This is a genomic window from Streptomyces sp. NPDC048018 (genome assembly GCF_043202995.1).
In the GTDB taxonomy this organism is placed as follows: Bacteria; Actinomycetota; Actinomycetes; order Streptomycetales; family Streptomycetaceae; genus Streptomyces.
In genome coordinates this window covers 161,257-184,058 of sequence record NZ_JBIDBK010000007.1, presented here as the reverse complement: position 1 = coordinate 184,058, position 22,802 = coordinate 161,257, and the positions used below count along the sequence as shown (strand labels likewise).

General features: G+C 69.2%; 15 protein-coding genes. 6 read left to right on the top strand and 9 right to left on the bottom strand.

What is annotated here, in order from left to right; translation table 11 throughout:
* The first annotated feature begins 41 nt into the window (after window positions 1-41).
* Both ACGF1Z_RS26610 and ACGF1Z_RS26605 read left to right on the top strand, forming a co-directional pair.
* A complete protein-coding gene (locus ACGF1Z_RS26610; RefSeq protein ID WP_393008131.1) occupies window positions 42-935 on the top strand; it encodes a LysR family transcriptional regulator in 894 nt (297 codons plus the stop codon).
* Between the two features lie 487 nt (window positions 936-1,422).
* Entirely contained in the window at window positions 1,423-3,249 is a 1,827-nt protein-coding gene (locus tag ACGF1Z_RS26605; RefSeq protein WP_393008129.1) for a hypothetical protein, read from the top strand.
* 1,159 nt (window positions 3,250-4,408) lie between these two features.
* On the opposite strand, the gene ACGF1Z_RS26600 is transcribed toward ACGF1Z_RS26605, so the two are convergent.
* From ACGF1Z_RS26600 to ACGF1Z_RS26590, 3 genes are read right to left on the bottom strand one after another with little or no spacing between them, the layout of a single operon-like run.
* Window positions 4,409-4,867: an ATP-binding protein gene (locus tag ACGF1Z_RS26600; protein WP_393008127.1), complete on the bottom strand. Its 459-nt coding sequence runs from the start codon at window positions 4,865-4,867 to the stop codon at window positions 4,409-4,411.
* Window positions 4,868-4,895: 28 nt separating this feature from the next.
* Window positions 4,896-6,266 carry an APC family permease gene (locus tag ACGF1Z_RS26595; RefSeq protein WP_393008125.1) on the bottom strand — a complete coding sequence of 457 codons (1,371 nt, stop codon included), beginning with the start codon at window positions 6,264-6,266 and terminating at the stop codon, window positions 4,896-4,898.
* Window positions 6,263-7,141: a carbon-nitrogen hydrolase family protein gene (locus ACGF1Z_RS26590; protein ID WP_033204332.1), complete on the bottom strand. Its 879-nt coding sequence runs from the start codon at window positions 7,139-7,141 to the stop codon at window positions 6,263-6,265. The genes ACGF1Z_RS26595 and ACGF1Z_RS26590 overlap by 4 nt, the downstream gene beginning before the upstream one ends.
* Before the next feature lie 609 nt (window positions 7,142-7,750).
* On the opposite strand from ACGF1Z_RS26590, the gene ACGF1Z_RS26585 reads away from it, so the two are divergent.
* The gene (locus ACGF1Z_RS26585; RefSeq protein WP_393008123.1) at window positions 7,751-8,554 is read left to right on the top strand and encodes a hypothetical protein; all 804 of its coding nucleotides are present in this window, start codon (window positions 7,751-7,753) and stop codon (window positions 8,552-8,554) included.
* A 1,163-nt stretch (window positions 8,555-9,717) separates the two neighbouring features.
* Here ACGF1Z_RS26585 and ACGF1Z_RS26580 read toward each other — a convergent pair.
* A complete protein-coding gene (locus tag ACGF1Z_RS26580; RefSeq protein ID WP_393008121.1) occupies window positions 9,718-10,953 on the bottom strand; it encodes an amidohydrolase family protein in 1,236 nt (411 codons plus the stop codon).
* 93 nt (window positions 10,954-11,046) lie between these two features.
* Between ACGF1Z_RS26580 and ACGF1Z_RS26575 the strand changes: the two genes are divergently transcribed.
* A complete protein-coding gene (locus ACGF1Z_RS26575; RefSeq protein ID WP_393008119.1) occupies window positions 11,047-11,511 on the top strand; it encodes a MarR family winged helix-turn-helix transcriptional regulator in 465 nt (154 codons plus the stop codon).
* 151 nt (window positions 11,512-11,662) lie between these two features.
* On the opposite strand, the gene ACGF1Z_RS26570 is transcribed toward ACGF1Z_RS26575, so the two are convergent.
* A complete protein-coding gene (locus tag ACGF1Z_RS26570) occupies window positions 11,663-12,004 on the bottom strand; it encodes a beta/gamma crystallin domain-containing protein (protein ID WP_393008117.1) in 342 nt (113 codons plus the stop codon).
* 413 nt (window positions 12,005-12,417) lie between these two features.
* Complete coding sequence (locus ACGF1Z_RS26565) at window positions 12,418-13,569, bottom strand: serine hydrolase domain-containing protein (RefSeq protein WP_393008115.1); 1,152 nt, start codon at window positions 13,567-13,569, stop codon at window positions 12,418-12,420.
* A gap of 577 nt (window positions 13,570-14,146) precedes the next feature.
* On the opposite strand from ACGF1Z_RS26565, the gene ACGF1Z_RS26560 reads away from it, so the two are divergent.
* Entirely contained in the window at window positions 14,147-17,269 is a 3,123-nt protein-coding gene (locus ACGF1Z_RS26560) for a BTAD domain-containing putative transcriptional regulator (protein ID WP_393008113.1), read from the top strand.
* Between the two features lie 331 nt (window positions 17,270-17,600).
* Here ACGF1Z_RS26560 and ACGF1Z_RS26555 read toward each other — a convergent pair whose 3' ends face one another.
* Both ACGF1Z_RS26555 and ACGF1Z_RS26550 read right to left on the bottom strand, forming a co-directional pair.
* The gene (locus ACGF1Z_RS26555; protein ID WP_393008111.1) at window positions 17,601-18,434 is read right to left on the bottom strand and encodes an alpha/beta fold hydrolase; all 834 of its coding nucleotides are present in this window, start codon (window positions 18,432-18,434) and stop codon (window positions 17,601-17,603) included.
* Window positions 18,435-18,737: 303 nt separating this feature from the next.
* Window positions 18,738-19,574 carry an alpha/beta fold hydrolase gene (locus ACGF1Z_RS26550; protein ID WP_393008109.1) on the bottom strand — a complete coding sequence of 279 codons (837 nt, stop codon included), beginning with the start codon at window positions 19,572-19,574 and terminating at the stop codon, window positions 18,738-18,740.
* Window positions 19,575-20,588: 1,014 nt separating this feature from the next.
* On the opposite strand from ACGF1Z_RS26550, the gene ACGF1Z_RS26545 reads away from it, so the two are divergent.
* Window positions 20,589-21,170, top strand: coding sequence for a sigma-70 family RNA polymerase sigma factor (locus ACGF1Z_RS26545; protein ID WP_393008107.1), 582 nt, complete (start codon window positions 20,589-20,591; stop codon window positions 21,168-21,170).
* A 256-nt stretch (window positions 21,171-21,426) separates the two neighbouring features.
* Here ACGF1Z_RS26545 and ACGF1Z_RS26540 read toward each other — a convergent pair whose 3' ends face one another.
* Window positions 21,427-21,900 carry a Dps family protein gene (locus ACGF1Z_RS26540; RefSeq protein WP_384908032.1) on the bottom strand — a complete coding sequence of 158 codons (474 nt, stop codon included), beginning with the start codon at window positions 21,898-21,900 and terminating at the stop codon, window positions 21,427-21,429.
* Window positions 21,901-22,802: the final 902 nt, after the last annotated feature.

The window sequence follows — 22,802 nt, the reverse complement described above, 5'->3', positions numbered from 1 at the left end:
GTTGACTTTCATGCCTGCAAGGCATGGACAGGAGGTTCGCTATGGAGCTCAGGGTGCTGCGCTACTTCATGGCGGTCGTCGAGAGCGGCTCGGTGACCAAGGCGGCAGCCGAAGTCCATATCGCCCAGCCCTCGCTCTCCCGCCAGCTGCGCGGACTCGAGACGTCCCTGGGAGTGACGCTGTTCGACCGCACGGGCAAGCGGATGGAGCTGACGGCGGCCGGCCGCCGTTTCCTGCCCCTCGCCCGGGATCTGGTGACCCGCGCCGACACCGCCCTCGCCGCCGCCGGCTCGCTGGCGTCCGGGCGGGCGATGCGGATCACCGTGGCGGCCCCCGCCACCACCATCACCGATGTGATCGCCCCGTTCCTGGCCACCTGGGGTCCGGAGGACCCCCTGGTCACGGTGCAGGCGGAGAGTCCGGTACGCGCCTACCAAGCTCTCACCCGGGGCGCCGACGTAGCGATCTCCTCAGCCCCGCCGCGCAGCCGCTACGCGGGCCTGCCCGTGGCCCGGCTGCCCGTGTGGGCCTACGTGCCGCCCTCGCATCCCTGGGCGGGCCGGGACCGGATCACCATCCAGGAGCTGACCGGTGAGCCGCTGATCGTCCTCACCCTCGCGCACGGCACGCGCCGCATCCTGGATCAGGCGGTACAGGACGCGGGCAGTTCCCTCGACATCGTGCTGGAATGCGACACACCGCAGGTCGCCCAGGCGATGACCGCCTCCGGTCACGGCATCGCCGTCGTCTCCGACGACCCCCGCTTCGGGCTGCGCCCCCTGCTGATCCTCGACCGGCACGGGGAGCCCTTGCAGATCCGGCTGCACGCCGCCTGGGATGCCGGCCACTACGCGCTGCGCACCATCGAGTCCTTCGCCACCGGCCTGGCCCGCTTCTGCATCGAGCAGTACGGGCCGGAAGCAGCGGGGAGCTGAACCGGCTGAAACAAGGAGGGCATCAACGGCCGGAACGTCCCGGCGACCCGGGTCGCGCACGGTGAGCCTGTCCGGAGGTCGCCCCCCGGTCCCGTACTGCAGCGCACGACGCACCCACCCCTCTCGGCCATGCGCTTGCGCCACCGGCAATCGCCGCCTTCCGGTGCATCGAGCTCGTCGAAGACCTACGCGGCGAGCCGCCCCAGCCGCTCCCCGACCCGTGGGCGAGCGTGGTCTTGCCCGGACAGCTGGACCCGGCGACTCGAGCAGCATCGGACCTGGGTGGCAGGTCAACTGCGGCGTTCTCGGCACGTTCACGCAGACCTGGTTTCCCGTCCACCGACCCCGGCGGTACGTCGCACTCTGCCGGAGCACCTGCCCCGATGCTTTTCAGACACCGTGGCCAGTCCTGACAGGCATTGGACACCTCTCGCCGCGCGCACCCACCATGCCGCAACAACAGACCCCGCCCGAAAGAGGGACAGCCATGACCTCCCGTCCGCCCACCCGCAGCCCGCGCGGAATGCGATGTCTCGCGACGGCCACGGCACTGCTCACCGCGCTCCTCACCGGCCTGCTCACCGCTCCGTCCCCCGCGGTCGCCGAGAGCGCGCCCCCGGTGCCGGGCGACCCGCTGACCGGCAGCGGCGCCGTGCCCCGTACGGTTCTCACCGCCGCTCAGCTCTCCAGCGCCACCCCCACCGACACCGTCGTGGACAGCGCCTTCGCCCTGCCCGCCGAGGCGGCCCCGCCCGCGCACACCTTCGAGGGCACTCTGACCCTCAACGGCACCGCCACGGCCGGCGGCTACCGCAAGCTGAAGGACCCCTACGGCCACTCCGGCACCGAGGCCACCAAGCACCTCCCCCCGTTCAGCGCCACCCTCGTGCAGAACGGCAGCCACCTCATCCCCACCGTGCGCGGGCTGCGCTACACCGGGAACGCCTCCTGGAACCTCGCCGTGGGAGCCGGCCGGGCCTGGCAGGAGGACGGCGACGGCGCCCGCACGCGCGCCGCGCTGCCCTTCGCACTGGTCGAGCGGAACGCGAACTGCGTGCACAACGGGGTGCTGTCCTTCCTCTTCGACGCCTCCTCCGTCTCCCAGGTCCGCTACCAGATCACCGCGGAAACCTGCGCCTACCACCAGTTCGACATGTGGGGCCAGGTGGCCGCCACCTACCAGCCGGGCACCGTTCCCGGCGGCGAAACCGCGCGCGACGCCTACGCGGCCGAGGTCGCCGGCCGGCTGCCCACCAAACCCATCGCGCAGCTCGCCGTCGACCACCCCGGCGCCGGTGTGGACACCTCGAAGTTCGGCGCGGGAATCACCCCCACCGCGCTGAGCACCTACGGCTTCTACTACGACGGCGTGAACTACGTCGGCGGCTGCCAGACCAGGCAGGGCCAGTACCCGTTCTGCGGGCAGATGCTGCTGCCCTCCTACTCCACCGCCAAGTCCGCCTTCGCCGGCACCGCCCTGCTCCGGCTCGCCCAGCGCTACGGCACCGGTGTCGCGGACCAGCGCCTGACGGACCTGATACCGGAAACCGCAGGGAAGAGCGCCTGGTCGAACGTCACCGTCGACCACGCCCTGGACATGACCACCGGCAACTACACCTCGGCGGGCTTCGAGGTCGACGAGGCGGGCGGCACCATGACCGACTTCTTCCTCGCCGAGCCCTACGCCACCAAGATGGACAAGGCGCTGTCCTTCCGTCGCAAGACCACCCCGGGCAGCAAGTGGGTCTACCACACCTCCGACACTTTCCTGGCAGCCCGCGCCATGAACAACTACCTCCAGAACCGTGCCGGTTCCGGCGCGGACCTGTTCCACATGCTCCGCGACGAGGTCCTCACCCCGATCGGCATCAGCCCGGACGCCCGCGTCTCCTCCCGTACGGACAACAGCTCGGACGGCGTCCCCTTCGGCGGGTACGGGATGTTCTGGACCAAGGACGATGTCGCCAAGTTCGCCAAGTTCCTGAACAACGACGCCGGCGCGGTGGCCGGAACCCAGGTGCTGCACCCGGGCCTGCTGGCCGACTCCATGCAGCAGAACCCGTCACAACGCGGCGCCACCACCTCAGGCAGCGCGCCGATGCACTACCAGAACGGTTTCTGGGGACAGGAGTTCACGTCCGCGGACAACCCCGCCTACACCCAGCCGTTCCACGTACCGTTCATGTCCGGATACGGAGGCATCACCATCGCGATGATGCCCAACGGCTCCACGTACTACTACTTCAGCGACAACAACGAGTTCTCCTGGAGCGCGGCGGTAGCCGAGTCCAACAAGCTCGCCCCCATGGTCTGACCCTCAGGCGGGCTGCGGATCCCGCCCGCCGAGGCCGGAGTTCTCGTCTTCCTCCGAGGGTCGAACCCATGGCGGGGTCGCGCGCCGGCCGGCCGGTCTCAACAGTCCGGTGAACCGCTCGTTGACCGAGGAACTCCGGCTCGGCGCGTACGACCTGGCAGTCCGAGCAGCGCCCCGACCTCTCCCCAGAGGCCGGGGCGCCTCTTCGTGCCCGCCACCACATGCCCCTGCTGTCGCACGACTGCGCCCTCGCCTGCCGCTGCCCCCGGGCCCCGGCCCGCCTTCATCGGCTTCGGGAGCATGGCGTCCGGTGACGGGGAGCGGCAGAGCGAGATCGCCGTGCGAGCCTGCGCCGCGCCGCCGGGCTGAGCGGCACCCTCAAGGCCGGCAGTGCCGGACCGGCCGCCGACGTGGCCGAGGACGGGCGGGTCAGGTCCTCAAGGCCTGGGCACAGAACGGGTGACCGTCCGCGAGGCGGATGGGCATGTCCCCTGCGCGTCGGACACGCTGATAAGGGATCCGCATGATCCCCAAAAACAAAAAGACCGCCGATGGCGGTTAGGGCTACCCGGACTGACTCAGGTCCGGCGCCATGGCCCTGTACGAGTCCACGCCCGGGGCGACGTACAAGAACGTCGCCACCGACCTGGGCGTCGACCGGGCCACCCTGCGTGAGTGGGTGTCGCGTGGCCGGCAACGGCCGCGTCGCCGCCGTTGCCACGTCCGCGGCCGTCTGCCCGGCCGGCCTGGCCGGACAGACGGCCTCGTCCACCGATCCGGACGAGCACATCCGGCAGCTGGAGGCTCGGGGGCCAAGCTCGTGGCGAGGGAGCGGGAGCCGGCGACCGAGCGGGACGCACTCCGCACGGCGGCCCGGCATGTCTCCCGGAGGCCGGCGGGTGAGTCGCTTCCCGTGCGTCGCCGACAACCGAGACGCCTGCGGCGTGAAGCCACCTGCGAGGACTGGGACCTGGACCGTTCCGGCTCCTCCACGTGGCTCACCGGCAGGAACAGAAGGGCGTCCCGGCAGGGGCGACGGCATCTGGCCGATCGCGGTGACCGGGTAGCGGTCAAGCGGACCGAAGTCCGCGGACTCCGGAACGCGGAGGTCCAGCTCCTCCACCGAGAGGTTCTGCTCGAGAGCGGTCGTCGAGGGTGGTCAACGACGAGGGCCTGCCGTCAAGGCGAGTACGGCGATGACGATCTTTCCGTACTCGACCTCCTCGACCGACCAGGCACTGGCGAGGCTGTCCACGATGAACAGGCCGCGCCCGCTCGCGGCAACCGTCGCCTCGTCGACAGACGAGTTCGAAGGCCGGACGGGGACGGCGGTGATGTCGGCCCCGCGGTCGACGACGCCCAATGCCGCACCGAACTCGTAGGCCTCCACCCTGAGGAGGACGGCGCCGCTGCTGTGCTGGATGGCGTTGGCGATGAGTTCGCTGGCCACCAGCATGGCGTCGAAGAGCCGGCCCTCCGCCTTGCCGTCCAGGACGTCGGCCAGGACGGTACGGGCGGCGTGCTGCGGAGCATCGAGTCCGTCGAGCACCACGTCCCGCTGGATCAGCAGGTCTCCGAGGGCCCGGTCATGCACCAGTTCGGCAGTTGTCGTGGGCATCGTCATCTCCTCGCATCGGGAGGGATCGCTACACGGTGGCTCTGTCTGTGACCGCGGTGTCGTCGTCGAAGGTCATCTCCGGTGCGGGTCGGCGGAAGCCCTTGGTCAGGAAGGCCAGGTAGACGACGCCGATCGCCAGCCAGACGCCGCCGATCTGGAGTGCGACGTGATCGAGCCGCGTGAGCAGGTAGAGGGAGACACCGACGCCGATGGCCGGCATCACCAGATAGGAGAAAAGGTTGTGGGTGTGGCCGCGCCTGCGCTCCCGGACCAGGTGGGCGATCACGCAGACGTTGACCAGGGCGAATCCGAGAAAAGCACCGAAGTTGATGAACGACGTGGCTGTGGTCAGGTCGAGCTTCATGGCGATGACACCTGCGACCGCGGTCAGCAGCAGGTTAAGGACGGGCGTGCCGGTCTTCCCCGACAGCTTGCCGAAGATCGCCTTGGGCAGTGCGCCGTCACGTCCCATGACGTACATGAGGCGCGCAGCCGAGGCTTGCAGGGCGATACAGGAGGCGATGGATCCGGCAATGGTGACAAAGTTGATCACCTCGGCGTACGTCTGGCCGCCGACCTGGACCTTCAGGTGATAGGCGGCCGCGTCGACGTCGACGAACGTCGCGCCGGGGTGAACCAGCTGCATCACGAAGGACAGCACGATGAAGATCGCTCCGGCGGCGATGACGCAGCCGATGATGCCGCGGCCGATCGTCCGTGCCCCGCCCCTGGCCTCCTCCCCCAGCGTCGAGACGGCGTCGAAGCCGAGGAAGGAGTACGCGGCGATGGCAGCGGCCGCTGTGACCGCGCCGATCGACGTGCCGGAGTTCCACAGGGCGTCCGTGGCGGGGGCGGACGAGCCGTGCTTGCCGAGGAAGACGACGCACAGGGTGGCGAAGAGGACCAGCGACCCCAGAGCGATGAACATCAGGACCTTGTTGACGCGGTCCGCGAGCTTCATGCCGAAGACGTTGATGGCGGTGGTGATGGTCACCGAGACGATCAGCCAGACCCACTTGGGTATGTCAGGGAACTGGGCGTTGAAGTAGATCGCCGTGATCAGCCAGCCGACCATCGGGATGAAGAAGTAGTCGAGCAGCATCGCCCAGCCGGACAGGAAACCGATGCGGCTGTCGAGCATCTTGCGGGCGTAGGTGTAGACCGACCCCGCGCCGGGCACGGCACGTGCCATCTTCGCGTAACTGAGCCCGGTGAGCAGCATCGCGACGGTGGCGAAGGCGAACGCGGTGGGGGCCACGCCGCCGCTGGTGGCGGCGACCACGCCGAAGACCGTGACCACGATGCCAGGAGAAATGTATGCCAGGCCGAACAGGACGACGGAGAAGAGGCTCAGGTCGCCCTTCAGTCTCATGCTGTTCCCGGTGGTCTCGCTGTTCATCGTGGGGGCTCCTCGGTGATGGGGGCGGCGTTCCAGGTGGCGGGGTCGATGCGGCCCCCGTACAGCGGGAGGTCGAGGGCTGGGTCGCCGGGGCGGAATTGGTCCCAGATCCGGTTGAGGCCGGCGGTGCCGTAGCGGCGGACGTTGCTGACCTCGTCGAGGTCGATGACGTCGGTGAGGGTGGAGTCGCCGGCATCGACGGTTTCGGCGCGTACCGTGCCCTGGGGATCGATGACGAGGCTGCGGCCGATCCCGGAGGGGGCAGCGGAATTGACGCTGGCGACGAAGACCTGATTGGCGATGGCGTTGGCGCGGTTGAGGACGACTTCTTGTGCGCGGTCGCTCGTCGGCGTGCGGACCACGTTGACGATCAGCTCGGCGCCCATCCAGGCCAGGTGGCGGGAGATCTCCGGGAACCAGGTGTCGTAGCAGATGGATAGTCCGATACGGCCGACCCCGGCGAGGTCGACGACCTCGAACCGGTTGCCGGGTGCGGTCGTCTCGTACGGGCGCCACGGGCAGATCTTGCGGTACGCGGCGAGGCGCTCGCCCTGTGGCGAATAGACGGGTGTCGTGTTGTGGACGCGGTCGCCGGTGCCTCGCTCGTAGACGCTGCCGGGTACCAGCCAGATGCCCAGATCCCCCGCGAGCTCGGCGAAGACCGCGTCGCGTTTGCCGTCGAGCGGCTCGGCCGCCTGCTCCGGGTCGGCCGGGACGCCGGGGGCGCTCTCGCCGAGGTGCAGCTCGGGGTAGACGACGAGGGCGCCAGGTGCGCGCAGTTTCACGCGCCGCTCTACGTCGGCGGTAAAGCCTGCGAGGTCGTCGGCCGGGCGACCGGGCGCCTGGGCGAGGATCAGGGGCAGGGGGCGGGCCATGCGGGAACACCAGCCAATCGAAGGGTGCGATTTACCCGGAGAAGTCGACGGAGATTCGGTCTCCGATAACCAAGAGTTCCGGTGAAATAAGAATGCGACCAATCAGCCATAGCCTCAAATACTTGGAAGGGCTGATTAACATGCCTTTGAGGCATGAGGGTGCCCCACCTTCCGCGCCTCCCGAGGGAACACCGCCACAGAGATCCGAGTGCTGCGCACATTCCTGAGCACCGCGGAGACTGTTCCGACATCAAGGCCGCCGAGGCGATCGGCGCCGCCCCGCCCTCGCCGCCGCGGCCCCGCCGCCATCACCGGCATGCTCACCAGGCTTCGGCCACCGAGATTCGATGGCTCCCGCTCAACATATCGATGAGTAACGCATGGATTGCACGGTGTAATCGGTAACGATCTCAGCGCACGCCTTGCGTTACGGCTCGCAACCTTTAGCCTCCGTGCATGGCATTTCTCTCAAGTCGCCGCAGACGAGCGCGTATTGCCCTGGAACTCGACGACGCTGCTCTCGGCCGGCTGCTGAAGTCCCTCCAAGCGACGCCGAATACGGGCGCGATCGGGACGACAGACCTGTACATGGCCCAGATATCCCGTCTCTTGAACCGAAGCCGGGCCGACTGGGACCGCCGCGCCCATCAGCTCTCCGTGCTGGCGTACCGCCTGTCCGAATCGCATGGGCCCCGCGCCTGGGCCTCTCGTGAGCCGCGCAACGCGACCGCGCTCATCCTCTCCGCTTGGGCGCAGCTCGAACGCGGACGCTCCCGGGGACGCCTGGAGGACGCCGCCGGCATCGCCGACAGCTGTCTGCGCGCCGCCGAACTGGCGCCGGAGGACCCCACTCCCTGGGTGGTCATGCTGAGGCTCTCACGGCTCGAGCGCCGCAGTCAGCCGGAGGCGTTCGGCCTGTGGAACGAGGTGCTGGCCCGCGACCGCTGGAACCGCGAGGCGTATCTGAGCATGCTGCGCTATCTGGGGCCGGAGGAGATGGGATCGCGCAGCCAGGTACTGGACTTCGTCGACGCGATCCGCGCCCGCATACCCACGAACGCGCCCTGCGCGGCCACCGAGCTGACCGCCCAGGTACTGCAGTACCACTCCGTCCTCGCCCTGGGCGGAGTCGAGGCCCTGATGGCACGCAACCACTGGTCCCACGCATCGGCCGCTCAGGCCCTCGACCGTGCGGCACACACCTGGGCTCAGCCCGGGTTCTTCCACCACGCGGCAGCCCTCGCCGACCTGAACCTGCTGGCCTACGCACTGACGGCCGCCGAGCGGCGCGGCGAGGCTCGCCCGGTCTTCGAGGCGATCAACGGCATGGTCACGGCCTGGCCCTGGAGCGTCGGAGGTGACCCGGTGTCCGAGTTCGAGAAGGCGCGGAGCCGGAGCGGGACTGGCACGTGAGTTGCCGGGCCCCTCACCTACGGCTTGGAAGGCCGGACAGCTCTTGACGGCTGAGCAACGTGCGAGGGGCCAGGCATCCGCCAGGGCCTCTCCCACGAGTCATCAGCGGGGTACGTCAACCGCGGATGATGTATCCGGCCTCGTGGATCCTTCTGGCCATGGGTGACGTCGAACCCGGCGTCGCGTGCCGCTCGCCGTCAGGCATCCTTCGATCTCTCCGGGAGCTTGAGTAGCGGGATCCTCCGCTGCCGGGAGACACCCAACGCCGTTTTCCCTGCATCGGCCGCTACCCCGGCCTTGCCATGCTGTGGCGCGACCGACCCGTCGCTCTCAGGCCCTTTCTCGGCATGGAACCCATACGGCCCCTGACGCAACATTGACCGGACCCCGCCTAGCCTCACGGAGTGTCACTACCGAGAAGCGGGTGGGGCTGGGGCAGCCAACAGCTCAGCAGCCAGTGCCCCGGCCACCTCGGCGTACCTAAGAGCAGACAGCCGAGGGCTCCATTCGGTGGTCGCCAAGCCCACATGACGACCCATCAGAAACCGTGCCGTCCGTGCGTCAAACGTGCGTCACGTGCGTCGAATATGCGTCAAGATATCGCACCTAACGCACGTAACGCCCATAACGCACACTCGGAGAAACGCCAGGTCAGCGGCCCTTTTCAGCAGGCTCAAGGATCGCGACGCACTCCACATGGTGGGTCACAAGAAACAGATCTATACAGAACAGGTTAAACAAAACAGCAGGTCAGCGACACGCGAGGCGTAACACGGACACAAGATCAATGTGCATTGCGTGCCAGATGGGCGTTTCGCGCGATCGCAGACGCACGGTCGGGCAGCGCGGGCCGCTGCGCACTGACGGGCGAGTTCTGGCTCAGGTACCAGAGGGGGCGGCGTCCTCGTCGCCCTGCGATTGGGGGATGAAAGGGACGGACAGGATCTGGGCGGTGCCGGTGCGCTCCATGGCCACCGGAGTGATTTCGGCACTCCACGGCGCGCTGGCGCCGGGTGCGGGCTGCTCCCGGCCGGGGCGGCGACAGCGCTGCCCCGGCGTAGGGGGCGTGGGCATCGATGCGGCGGGCGAGCACTGTGCGGTCGCCTTGCAGCAGAGAGGAAGAGAAGCCCTTCGAACCCCGGCACTGGATCTAACGAGGGGGGTCAGGCGGCCTGGTAGGTGCCGCGGCGCCACACCGCGCGGGTGTTGAGGGTGTCGGAGATGGTGGTCGTGGGGTCGCCGTCGACCAGGAGCAGGTCGGCGCGCAGGCCCTCGGCGATCCGGCCGCGGTCGGAGAGGTGGAAGCGGCGGGCGGTCGTGGCGGTGGCGGCGCGCAAGGCGGCTGCGGGGGTCAGACCGGCTTCGACGAGGTGCTGCAGTTCCTGGTGGACACTGGCGCCGGGGGCGAGGCCGCCGAGGAACGGCATGGGCTGGGAAACGTCGGTGCCCACCAACAGGTCCACCCCGGCGTCGGCGAGGGCCTTGACGCTGTCCAGAACATCCTGGAGCTTGCCCTGGGGATAGTGACCGAAGCAGGAGCGCAAGGTGGCATCCCACGCGGCGTTCAGGCGGGAGGCCACCCGCGGGTCGTCGGCCAGTTCACTGCCGGTGATGCCCATCATGGAGGCATTCAGCACGGTGCACGGCACGACGAACATGCCCGCGTCCCTGATCAGTGTGACGATCTCGTCGGTGGGAGGTTCGACGAACAGGTGGGCAAGGCCGTCGATACCCGCCTCGATCGCCATGCGGGTGGCGTCGATGGTCAGCGCGTGGGCGACGGTCAGCGCGCCGTGCTTCTTCGCCGCGGCGACGCCGGCGTTCAAGGTGGCCTGGTCGAGCATGGGCAGGCCTGGGTGCCCCTCGACGCTGCCGTCGTCGATCATGAACTTGATGTAGTCCGAGCCGTGGGCGATCAGCTGCGGAATCGAGGCCGCCGCGGCCTCGGGGCTGGTGGCGTCGGGGTGGTAGGGCGGCTCGCCCCGGCGTTCGCCGCCCGGGCCGCCCCCAGAGGGCCCGCCCGGGTGGAAGTCCTTCGGGAACAGTTCGCTGGGGTGCCCGCCGGGCGGGGTCAGGGCGAAGCCCGAGGAGCGCACATCGGCGACAGAGTCGTCCTCGCTGATCGCACCGCGTCGGTTGCGGGTGTTGACGCCCTGCATCTCCAGTTCGGTGGTGACGCCGAACTGAAGGGCCAGTGCGAGGGAGTCGCGGTCGGTGTGGACGTGCGCGTCGATCAGGCCGGGCAGCAGTGTCGCCCCGGCCCCGTCGACGACCTCGGCCTCGGCCGGGGCTTGGCCGCCGACCTGGACGATCCTGCCCCCTTGGATGACGACGGTGGTGACGCCGAGCGGCTTCTCCCCGTCGAAGACCTGCGCGCCGGTGATGGCGGTGGTGCTCATGGTCGTGCCTCGTTTCTCCTGGACTACAGATACATACCTTAAGTCATATAGATGTGGCATGCATATCGATCGTGTATGTCGTAGATTTGAGGCGTGAAGAGCCCAGAACGACCTGTCCCCGTCGACGACGACTCGGTCCTCGACAACGTGGGGCCGGCGCTGTCCCGGCTGCGTCGGCAGGTCGGGTCAGGACGTGGGGACCTGACCCGCAACATCGTCCTGAATGTGGTCGGCGACGCAGCGGGCCGGATCACAGTGGGCGGCGTCGCCGACAAGATGGGCGTCGCCCAGCCCGTCGCCAGCCGCGCCATCGCCGCATGCATAGCGGAGGGCCTGCTTCGCCGCGTCGCCTCCCAGCAGGACGGCCGCAGCAGTCGGCTCGAACTCACCGACGAGGGAGAATCGGTACGCAGGGCCTACGCCACTGAGCAGCGTCTCGCCTTCGAGGAGATCACCGCACACTGGGACAGTGCGGACCGCTTGCAGTTCGCGCGCTTCCTCACCAGATACGGCCAGGACGCAAGCGCCTGGACAGCCCGCGGCAAGCCGGAAGGCTGATCCGACCGCTCAACTACGGCTGTCGGCGCTCGAAGCGACCTTGTCGCGGTCCGCCACTCCTCCAGTGGGTGTCTCTTCCCCACGGCACCGGCGTTTCCGACTGCCCTGTCAACAACGCCGGTGCCCCTACATCTGGTTCGCAGCTGCGGCGCTACCAGATCCTGATCTTCGTGATCTTGTGGATGGGCTGACCGGGGACGTTGCCGAAATGCCACTTGTCCACGGTCATGCTGGTTGCCGACGCGCCCAGCCTCGGCACGTACTCCAGCGTGACCTTGTTGTCTCCGGTCCAGATCCGGTCCACGCCGTAGATCGCCACGCTCTGCACGCCCGCGTTGGCGAAGCAGAGGGAGCCGCCTGCGTTGTGAAGCGACAGGAGGCCCAATCCGTTGCAGTCGGTGCGGTTGATGGCGTACGCCGACGAAGCAGGTAGCACAACGGCCAGGGCTCCGGCCGCCGCGACTACCCCGAGGCGTGTGATGAAGCGCTTCACTGGTGAGTTGTTCCTTCCATGGTGGTGTGGTGCCGCCGGGGGCCACGGCGCGCGGCGGCATCGCAGGGACACACGCGCGTCCAATCAGCGCAACGTGGCGAAAGGCGGTCCCGTTCACCGCTTGAGCGCCTTTCTTCGGACGCGGTCGCGGTCTCCCTCCAAGCCTGTTGGCCGCTCGCCCGAAGGCGCGTCCCCACGCTCCCGGCGGAGCGCCGGAACAAGTCGCGCCCCGCCGGCCGGATGCCGCCTGTCCACTCCACCCCGAGGGTCATAGCGTCTCGGGGAACCGCCCCGCGAGCCCACACGCGGCGTGCGGCGCGAGAGCCGTCAACCAGTATCCGGTGGCCCTGACACCGCGACCGAGCAAGGCTCGCCGACCTTGAACAGAGTCAACGCCCCTGCAGTTCCTGAGGTCAGGAGGCGGTGGAGCCCAGGACTTCGTAGACATGCCTGATGTAGTCATGGGTGCGCTCCGAGCCGAGGATTCCGTCGCCCAGCCGGTTCATCGTGTACGAGAACGTGACGCGCCGGTCGAGGTCCATCATGACGATCGAGCCGCCCCGACCGACCCAGAAGCAGACTCTTCCGGTGGGCATGTGCGGCATGGTCCTCGCGTCGGCGAGTGCGAAGCCGATGCCCCAGCGCACGGGAACGCCCAGGAACAGGTCGACCCCGTCCGCCTGTACGTCGAGGACCTTCTCCGCCGTCTCCTCGGAAATGAGCCGGAGGCCGTTCACCCGGCCGCGTCGGGAGATCACGGAGAGGGCGCGGGCCATGCCTCGTGCGTTGCCGTGGCCGTTGACGGCGCCGAGTTCGGCACGGCGCCACTGCGGAGTATCGACGTGCTCGTCCCTGGCGGGGCTTCCGAGCAAGGTCTTGGTGAAGATCCCCTCGGGATCGAGGCCGGCGGGTATTCCGGAGAGCTGCGCCGGGGGCACCAGTTCGGCGATGCGCGGCCAGTCGGCCTGCCGCGCGCCGATCTGGACGTCGGCCTGCGCTGGTTTGGCGATCTCCGTGTCGACGAACTCGGTCAGGGTGCGGCCGCTGACCCGCCGGACGAGCTCTCCCACGAGCTGTCCCTGGGTCTGCACGTGATAGCCCGAGGCGCTGCCCGGTTCCCACCAGGGCGCCTGCGCGGCCAGCCGGGCGCTGGCGGTGGGCCGGTCGTACAGATCGTCCATGGTGAACGGCTGCTGCCAGCCGGAGAGCCCCGAGGTGTGGGCCAGGACGTGCCGCACCTCGATGTCCTGCTTGCCCTGAGCGGCGAACTCGGGCCAGTAGTGCGCGACCGGGCGGTAGAGATCCAGTGCCCCCCTGTCGACGAGGACGAGGGCCGCCAGACTGCTCAGGGTCTTGGTGGTCGACCACAGGTTGACCAACGTGTCCTGGTGCCACGGGACGGTCCGCGCTTCGTCGGTATGCCCGCCCCACAGGTCGACTTCCATGACTCCGTCGACGTCCACGGCGATCGACGCCCCCAGCTCCTCGCCGGACTCCAGGTGCGCTGCCAGCGCCGCTCGGACCGGTTCGAACCGGGCGGTGCTCGTTCCTTCGACAGAGACCATGTCTTCTCTCCACTCCTGACGACGACCGTTCGCTCACTCAACGGAGCGGATGTCGTGCCGGTTCACGCGTCGCCGCAGGTGAAGGGGTATCCGTCCAGACGCCCCCTGGCAGGACGTGGCCTGTGGAGATCATCCACCGGCCACGTGGGGCGGATGCCCGCGGTTTAGCAGACCGGAACCCGCGACGCCTTCGCAGGGTGGCGGTCCAGGCGCCCGACCAGGACGGACCTGTTGCGGATTGCCTCACGCGTATCGTGTGCGGCAATCCGCAGGCCGGGCTCGCCTGGTCGAGGAAGGCATCCAGCGCGTGGCCGCCTCCGAAGTCTCCGAAGGGATCATGCCGATCGGCGTCCTGCTAATGTCCTGTGTGGTATGTGGGAGGGGACGACGGGGTCCTCGCCGCTCCGATCACCTGAGCGGCCCCCGTCTCGGCGGTCGGGTCACCGCGACAGGTCACGTGGGTCCGGTTTTCGTCACAGCGGGAGCGGGTCGCCCCCGCGGCCACAGGGCATGGTCATGTACGCGCTTCCGACGGTGGCATCGGCGAGCGCGATTCTGGATGAGTGCGGTGACAGGCGTGGGACAGGATCTCGACTTCGGACTGCTGGGTCCGCTGGTGGTACGGCGGGCGGGGGCGGTACTCGATCCGGGCCGGCGCCGACAACGGCTGCTGCTGATCCGCCTGCTGCTCGCCGACGGCCGGGCGGTCGCTCCGCAGACGCTGTGCGAGGAACTGTGGCCGCGAGAGCCGGGCCGGACACCCGACGGAGCGATGGGCTCCCTGCACGCCCATGTCAGCAAGGTACGCGCGGTCCTGGAACCCCGGCACCTGCGCAGGAAGGGCACCTACGAGGTGCTGGTCACCGAACCCCTGGGCTACGCCCTGCGGGTGCCGCCCGAAAGCCGTGACACCGTACGCTTCGAGCGGACCCTTGCCCGGGCACACCGGTTCATGGACCAAGGGCATCCCGAACGCGTCGTGGACGAGGCGCGAACAGCCCTGGAGATGTGGCGCGGCCCCGCCTTCGCCGACGCCGCACACCACCTGTTCGCCGTCAACGAGGCGGCACGCCTGGAAGAACTGCGCCAGACCACCCGTGAGATCCGTGCCACCGCCCTCCTCCTGCAAGGACGGATCGTCGAGGCCCTGGACGCGGCACAGCAGATGACCGCAGAGCATCCCCTGAGAGAAACCGGCTGGGTCCTGCTGCTGCGCGCCCTGTACCTGGCAGGCCGGCACCCCGAGGCGCTCGAGCGCTATACCGACCTGCGTCGGCACCTCGACGAAGAGCTCGGCCTCGAACCCGGCCCGACCCTGCGCGCCCTGCACCACGGCATCCTCCACCACGACCTGCCGCCCCTTCGCCCAGCCAACGAGCTGAGCAGGTTCGGCGCGGCATCCGCTTCCGGAGGAAGTACCGGCCACGGGCGCGATCCGCTCGGGCCGAACACGTCCGGGCCGCCGGAGGAGGATGAGGCGGCCACGTCCGTGGGCCCGGCCGCCGAAAGGCCGACCGGCGCCGGCGATCGGCCCGATGCGCGTCGCGACCCGGCCGCGGATGTCGAGGGAACCACGCCGACGCCCCGGATGCGTCCTGCACAACTGCCGGGCAGTCTGACGGTGTTCGCGGGACGGGAGGCCGAGGGCGCGTGGCTGTCGGCCGTGAGCGGTGTGCCGGCCCGGTCCGAAACGACCGCTGCCTCTGCCGTCGTCATCAGTGGGGCTCCCGGGGTCGGCAAGACCACCTTCGCCGTCCACCACGCCCACCGCATAGCCTCTTCTTTCCCCGACGGGCAGCTTTTCGTCGACCTGTGCGGTTTCCACCCCCACGCACCCGCCGTCGAACCCGGTAACGCTCTGCACGGCTTCCTGACCGCCCTCGGCGTTCCCGCACAGCGCATCCCGGAGGACACCCCGGGCCGCAGCACGCTCTTCCGCAGCCTCCTCGCCGACCGCCAGGTCCTCGTCGTCCTGGACAACGCCCGCGACGAGCAACAAGTGCGTCCCCTGCTCCCCGGGGGAGCGGGCTGTCTCACGCTGATCACCAGCCGCAACCGGCTTCCCGGGCTGATCACCACCGACGGCGCCCGGCCCCTCGCCCTCCCTCTGCCCTCACAGGCGGAGGCTCACCAAGCCCTCGAACGACGCCTGGGCACCGACCGAGTGACCGCCGAGCCCGCCGCCACGGCCGACATCATCCGCCTGTGCGGACGGCTTCCCCTGGCCATGGCGGTGGTCGCCGCCCGCGCCGAACTCGATCCCTCGTTCCCTCTTCACGCCATCGTCGACGACCTGCGCGCCACCGACGGCTTGGACGCGTTCACCGGCTTCGACTCCACCACCGACGTACGCGCCGTCTTCTCCTGGTCCTACCGGTCCCTGGACGAGGCCACCGCCAGGCTCCTGCGTCTCCTGGCACTGCATCCCGGCCCCCACATCACCGCCCCCGCCGCCGCGAGCCTCGCCGGCCTCCCCCTCGCCCGAACCCGCCGCGCCCTCGCCGGCCTGGTCGGCTCCTGCCTCGTGGAACAGCCGCTACCCGGCCGCTACGGCCTGCACGACCTGCTGCGCGGCTACGCCACCGAACTCGCCCACGCTCACGACACCGTCCAGGAACGCCACCACGCCACCCTCCGGGTCCTGGACCACTACATGTTCACGGCCCACGACGCGAACCAGCTCCTCAAACAGGACACGCCGCCCGACCTCGACCTCGGTGCACCCGGCCCGGGCGTCACCCCGGAGAGCCTCACCACCGTCGGGCAGGCGACCCGATGGCTGACCGCCGAACACCGGGTGCTGACCGGCCTGCTCCACACCGCCGTCGACCAGAAGCTGGACCACCACACCACCGGCCTTGCCTGGTCCCTCAAGGAACATCTCAACCGCCAGGAATTCTGGCCCGAGGCCATCACCGCGCTGACCCCCGCACTCGAAGTGGCCCGGCGCCAGAACAACCTTCTCGAAGAAGGCCGTTGCCTGCGCCACCTCGGCCACATCCACGCCTATCTCGGCCACCAGGAGCAAGCCCTTCACCATCTGCGACGCGCCACCACGATCTTCGAAGAGCTCGACGCGACCGGTGAACAGGCCCGAGCCCACTACGTCATGGCGTGCGCGCTGTTCCTGTTCGGCCGGATCCAGGAGGCCGTGACGTTCTCCGAACGGGGACTGGAGCTGTCCCGTGAGACGGGTGAGGAGTTGTGGCTGGCCGAGTGCCTCGTCGAGCTCGCCTGGTTCCACTCCAACCTCGGGAACCTCGAGAAGAGCCTCTCGTACAGCGAGGAGGGCATCGCCCTGTTCCAGCGCCTGGGCGCGCCGTGGCAGCTGGCCCAGGCCTGGGACATCCTGGGTTACACCCTCCGTATGCTCGGCCGTCACGAGGAGTCGGTGGCCACCTACCAGCGGTCGACACGGGCGTTCGAGGAGCTGGGCGACCACAGGAACGCCGTCGGCTCACTGATGCGGCTGGGCGACACCCGGCTGGCGCTCGGCGACCGGGAAGGCGCGCGGGCGGACTGGGTCCACGCCCTCGAAAGGGCCGACGCGCGCGCCATGTCCCACAGCGCCCAGCAGATCCGCGACCGGCTCACAGCCCTGGACATGGAGGCGGACCCCGTACCCGCCGTGCCGGAGAGAGCGGCCGCCCGTCACGGTCATAAGCTTCCGACTCCGAGAAGCGGCCGTCCTGTGGCTTAGGCTTCTTCCATCGCCCGAAGAGTTGCGGCTGCCGAGCGGCCCGTCCGGGGCGACGTCCGGCTTCACATCGGAGGCCGGAACGGGACGCCTTCGAGGCGAGCCCGAACGCGGCGATGAGGGCGAGCTCCGGCCGTCCGCCCGGCTCCTCGCCGCCCGGACGGCGGGGGAGCGTCCAGAAGCATGGTCATCGCCGTCGGCACGATGGTCACCGTTATGCATCCTTCTTCTCCGGCTGCGGCGGGCGGCCAAGACGGCGCCCCGTCACCGTTCGACGGTGACGGGGCACGTCCGGGTCGCCGTCCGGCCCGTGAGAGGCCGTCGGCCTCCGGGGCTACTTGGCGAGAAAAGCGAGGAGGGCGTCGGTGACCTCCTGGGCGTGGGTCCACAGCAGGCCGTGCGGGGCGCCCTCGACGACGACGTAGTCGGCCTGCGGGAGCGCCTTGTGGAAGAGCTCGCCGGTGGCTTCGATGGGCAGGATGCGGTCGGCGGTGCCGTGCAGGATCAGTGCCGGCACGTCGATCTTCCGGATGTCGGAACGGAAGTCGGTGGTCCACGTGGAGACGCAGGCCAGCGAGGCGTACCAGGAGGCTCCGGCGGCCACGTTCCAGCTGTTGCGGACGGCCTCCTCGCTGATCCGGGTGCCGAGGTTCTCGTCCAGGTTGTAGAAGTCCTGGTAGAACGCGCTGAAGTAGGCGTACCGGTCGGCGGTGACGGCCTGCTTGATGCCCTCGAAGACGCTCCCGTCGACACCCTCGGGGTTGTCGTCGGTCTTGAGCAGGAACGGCTCCAGCGAGGCGAGGAAGGCGGCCTTGGCGACCCGGGCCGAGCCGTAGGTGCCGAGGTAGCGGCCGACTTCGCCGGTGCCCATGGAGAACCCGACGAGAACGGCGTCGTGGAGGTCGAGGGTCTCCATGACGGTGTTCAGGTCGGCGGCGAAGGTGTCGTAGTCGTAGCCGGTGGTGGGCTGGCCGGAGCGGCCGAATCCGCGCCGGTCGTAGGTGATGACACGGTGGCCGGCCTCCAGCAGGGCCGCGGCCTGCTTCTCCCAGGAGTGGCCGTCGAGCGGGTAGCCGTGGATGAGCACGACCGGCTGCCCGGCACCGTGGTCCTCGTAGTAGAGGTCGATGGTGGTGGAGTTCTCCTGGCCGACGGTGATGAACGGCATGGTTGGTGCTGCCTCTCGTTGCGGGTTGTGGTGCGGGATGGTGGTTCGGGTGTGGTCGGCGGTCGGTGCAGGCCGCGACCTCGGTCGACCGGCGTCGCATCTGCCACCCTGGACACGGGGACGGGGTGGGCGCGGTTCACATCTGGACGAAGGGGATTGCTGACGCGGCCGGAATGCAAGGGGCATCGGTGACCTCTGGGCATGGGTCCGCGGCGGCCCCCGCGAGGCGCGCTCCGGACCGGGCGCTCTGCTGATGGAAGCGCCCGCCGGAACGACTCCCGTGTCTGGACCAGCAGGTCCCGGTCAGCGGACCGTACGAGCCGCCTTCTCCACGATGCGGGCGACGGCGTCGGGACGCGAGACGGCCACCGCGTGCGAGGCGTCGATCTCGGTCGTACGGGCGTGCGCCCGGGCCGACATGAAGCGCTGGGCCGCCACGGGGATGTTCCGGTCCTCGGTCGTGACCAGCGACCAGGAGGGAATCGTCTTCCAAGCGGCACCGGTGGAGTTCTCCTCCAGCGCGGCGGCGGCGATCGGACGCTGCCCGGTGGCCATGAGCCTCGCCTTGTCCGCGAGGACGTCCGCGGCGAACTGCTGGTGGAACTTGTCCGGCTTGATGAAGACGTCGGCGCCCGAGGCTCCGTCGGGAAGCGTGTAGTTCACCGGAGCGATGACCTGGCCGAGGGTGCTGCCGGGAAACTTGTTCGTCAGGCCCAGCGAGTTCTCGCCCGTGTCGGGCAGGAACGCGGCGATGTAGACGAGCGCCTTGACCTTTTCTTCCAGGCCCGTGGCGGCCTGGCTGATGACGGTGCCTCCATAGGAATGGCCGACCAGGACCACCGGGCCGTCGATGTGTTCGACGACGCTGCGCAAGTAGGCGGCATCGGTGGCCGGTCCGCGCAGGGGGTTGGCGGCGGCCACCACCGGGTAGCCGGCGCGCTGCAGCCGCTCGACGACCCCGTCCCAGCTGGAGGCGTCGGCGAACGCACCGTGCTCCAGCACGACCGTCGGCCGGACCGGCTGGCGGGGCGCCGCGCCGGCCGTTCCGGGCAGGGTGATCGTCGTGACGGAGAGGCCTACGGCCGCGATGCCGAGCAGGGTGACCAGACGGGCGGGTCTGGCCGGTCGGGTGATACGCATCTTCGATGTCCTTCTGTGTGAGGGCTGTAGCCCTGAGGGGCGGGGCCGGCAAGACGAACCGGCTCCGGTGGGAAACGCAGCACAACGTCACATTGCATTCAATTGATTCGTGCGCGATGAAATTGGCGTGAGACTTCGTTCTGTCTCATCGGACGGTTGCGGCTCCGGAGCCTGACCGGTCCTGCCGACTGCCGCCACAACAGCCGACAGGGCTGACGTCCGGTCAGGGCTTTCATATGGCCGGACGTCACTGCTTCCTACGAACAGTCCCGCACCGCGGTTCACCGACGCTGCTGACCTCGGCTCCGGCCCCCTTCGGGTCCCGGACCCACCACATGTGACGGCCGACGAAGCCGGCTTGTCCTGTACGAGCAGGGGTCACCACCCGGCCTCGGTTCCCGGCACGGGCGTCGTCCCGGAGACGTCCACCACCATCGAACAGGCACGCCTGTGGTTCGCCGACAGGCACCGGGTACTGGCCAGATCGCTGCAGACCGCCGTCGGCCGGAAGCCGGTCCATCCCCCCCCACCGGCTTCGCGTGGTCGCCGAAGGAGCACCCGCACGCCGGGAGTGGGCCCGAGGCGATCACCTCACCGACCCTCGCCCCGGAAGCGGCACAGCACCAGGCCACCGCCCCCTGCGAGGAAGCACCGGGGCGTGAGGTCCAGCGCTGGGACAGCGTGGGCTGTGCCCTCCATCGACCCAACCGGTACGAGGAGGCGGCGGGCGCCGGGCGCGTTCGAGTAACTGGAAGCCCACAGAAACGCGGTCCGCGCCCCGTGAACCCCCTGTGCCGGCCCTTCTCCTCGGACCCGGGCCCGAGCGTCGTCGGCCCCGCCGAACATCGCCTCGGCGGATACGACGACGTGCCGAGAGTCGGCGGCATGGACCGACGAGCGGCGCGACAAGGAGACGACAAGGTTCCGCAAAGGGGTCCCGCCGAGTGTGGAGCCACTCCCCCGCGCAAGCGGGAGAGCACGCCACGGAACACTCGAACAGAATTGGCACCACCCATGAACGGGACCATGAAGGCGGGGACGGCCACCCTCGCTCCGAGTCGGCCGCACCTCCGGCACGTCGCTTCGGAGACCGACCACGATGCCTTCGTACAAGACATCTACGAGCAGTACGGCCCTCTGCTCGTCCGGTACGCCGCCCGGCTGCTGGACGGCGACTGGCACAGAGCGGAGGACATCCTCCAGGAGACCGCGGCGCGCGCCTGGAAACACGCCCCGTTTCTGAGCACCCGCAGTGAACACATCCGACCGTGGCTGTTCACCGTGGTCAGGAACCTGGTCATCGACCATCACCGGGCCCGGCGGCTACGGCCACTTGATCTGATGGCGGTCGAGGACCTGAACACCTCCTGGGACGCCACGGAGTCCACGATCACCTCCCATGCGGTGCTTGAGGCACTGCGGGAGCTGAAGGAGCAGCACCGGACCGTCATCCGTCTCATGTACTACCTGGAATGCAGCGTGGCCCAGGCGGCCGAGCACCTCGGCATCCCGCCCGGCACCGTCAAGAGCCGCGCCTTCTACGCCGTGCGTGCCCTGCGCAAGGCTTTGGAGAGGCAAGGCGTGCTCGGTATATAGCTCGTGTTCCGGCCGCGGCGAGGGGGCGTCGGTACCCGCGCGAGGGACTGACCGGTGGTGGCCGATCGGGTCGCGGTCGCGCTCCCCCAGCTCCGCCACCGGGGCCCGGCGCGGCTTTCTGCCCGCCGGTCGGCGTGGACCGCTCCCCCTCACCCGGGCTGCCCATGCGATGCGCCACCTTCGGAGACCGCACACCTCCGGTGGCGCGGCAATCGATGACCGGCGGTCACCCCGTCCGACAACACGCGCGACCTTGTCAGGCGCGGTTCTCCGCCTGGAACATCCAGGATTGCTTCTCCAGTTCGGCCGTCAGTCCGATGAGGAGATCCTGGCTTACGGCGTCCACCGGACCAGTCACCTCGATGCGTTCCCGCACCCTCCCGATGACCGCGGAGAACGCCTGCACCAGGGCGTCGACGGCGTCGCCGTCCTTCGTCCAGCCCGACGGGAAGGCGGGCAAGCCGCTGGCACCCGCGATGGTGCCCGCCCGTCCGTCCGGACTCACTCCCAGCGCAGCCGCGCGTTCGGCCACCGTGTCCGCGTGATCGCGTGCGATCGCGGCGACCTCGTCGAGCTGGACGTGGACTGATCGAAAACGGGGACCATACAGGTTCCAGTGGGCCTGCTTGGCTACCAGGGACAAATCGAGCAGGTCGACCAAGGTCGCCTGGAGGGCCGCGCCGGCGATCTCGCGGTCACCCTCCGACAGTGGGCTGTTGATCATCGTCATGGGTCTACGGTCCTTAAGGGAGTGGCGTCGGCATCATGACAAGGAGGCCGACAGGGTTGCCGTCCGGATGAACACCGGCCATCACGCGCACCCGCTGGGAGCGCCGACGGCCTCGGCGCTGTGTACGGCCGCGGACCCTGAAGGGTTCAGCCTCCGCAAGTTCGAGATTCCTCTGATCGCGCGTGCCCGGAGCGGCAGAGCGATCACGCGCACCCACGACCTGAAGCCCTTCACCGGACGCGGGAGTCCCCCCGTGCTTGACGCGATCCGTACGGCGTCTACCGATCGTCCCGTGCCTCAGACGTGCATCGAGATACCGCGCCACACGCACGTAACGCCGTCCAGTAATCGGCGAAAGGCCGGTTCAGCGCCCTACTGAGCAGGCTCCAGAACCGCCACGCACTCCACGTTGGGCCATGGGGAACATGCAGGGCCACAGCAGGTCAAAGAAAACCGCAGGTCGGTTCGTCAGCTCTTGACGGCCTCTGAGATCTGCAGGGCGGCCCGGGCGGACGTGAGGTGTGTGTGGTGTCGACGGCCTCGGCCTCGGCCTCGGCATGCGGCCACGTGCGGGCCGACTCCCGCACTCTCCCTCGAAGACCAGGTCGCCGAGATCGTGCAGGAGGTCACGCTTCGCGGCGAAGCCGCCGAACGCAGACGTCTCGACGAGATCGAAGCGGCCCGCCAGAAGCGCATCCGCTGGGAAGCCGCCATGGATGAAGCGCGCGTCCAGTACGCCGAGGCATACCGCGTCAGGCACTTCGAGGCTCAGGAAGCGGCATGGCGCCACGCCATCCGCCTCGCGGAGTACGTGAGCGCCGTACGCACCCGGGTCGAGACCATGCCCCCAGGCCAGAACCGAAGCCGAAGCATGGACCGACTGGGCGGCAGCACGCGTGGAG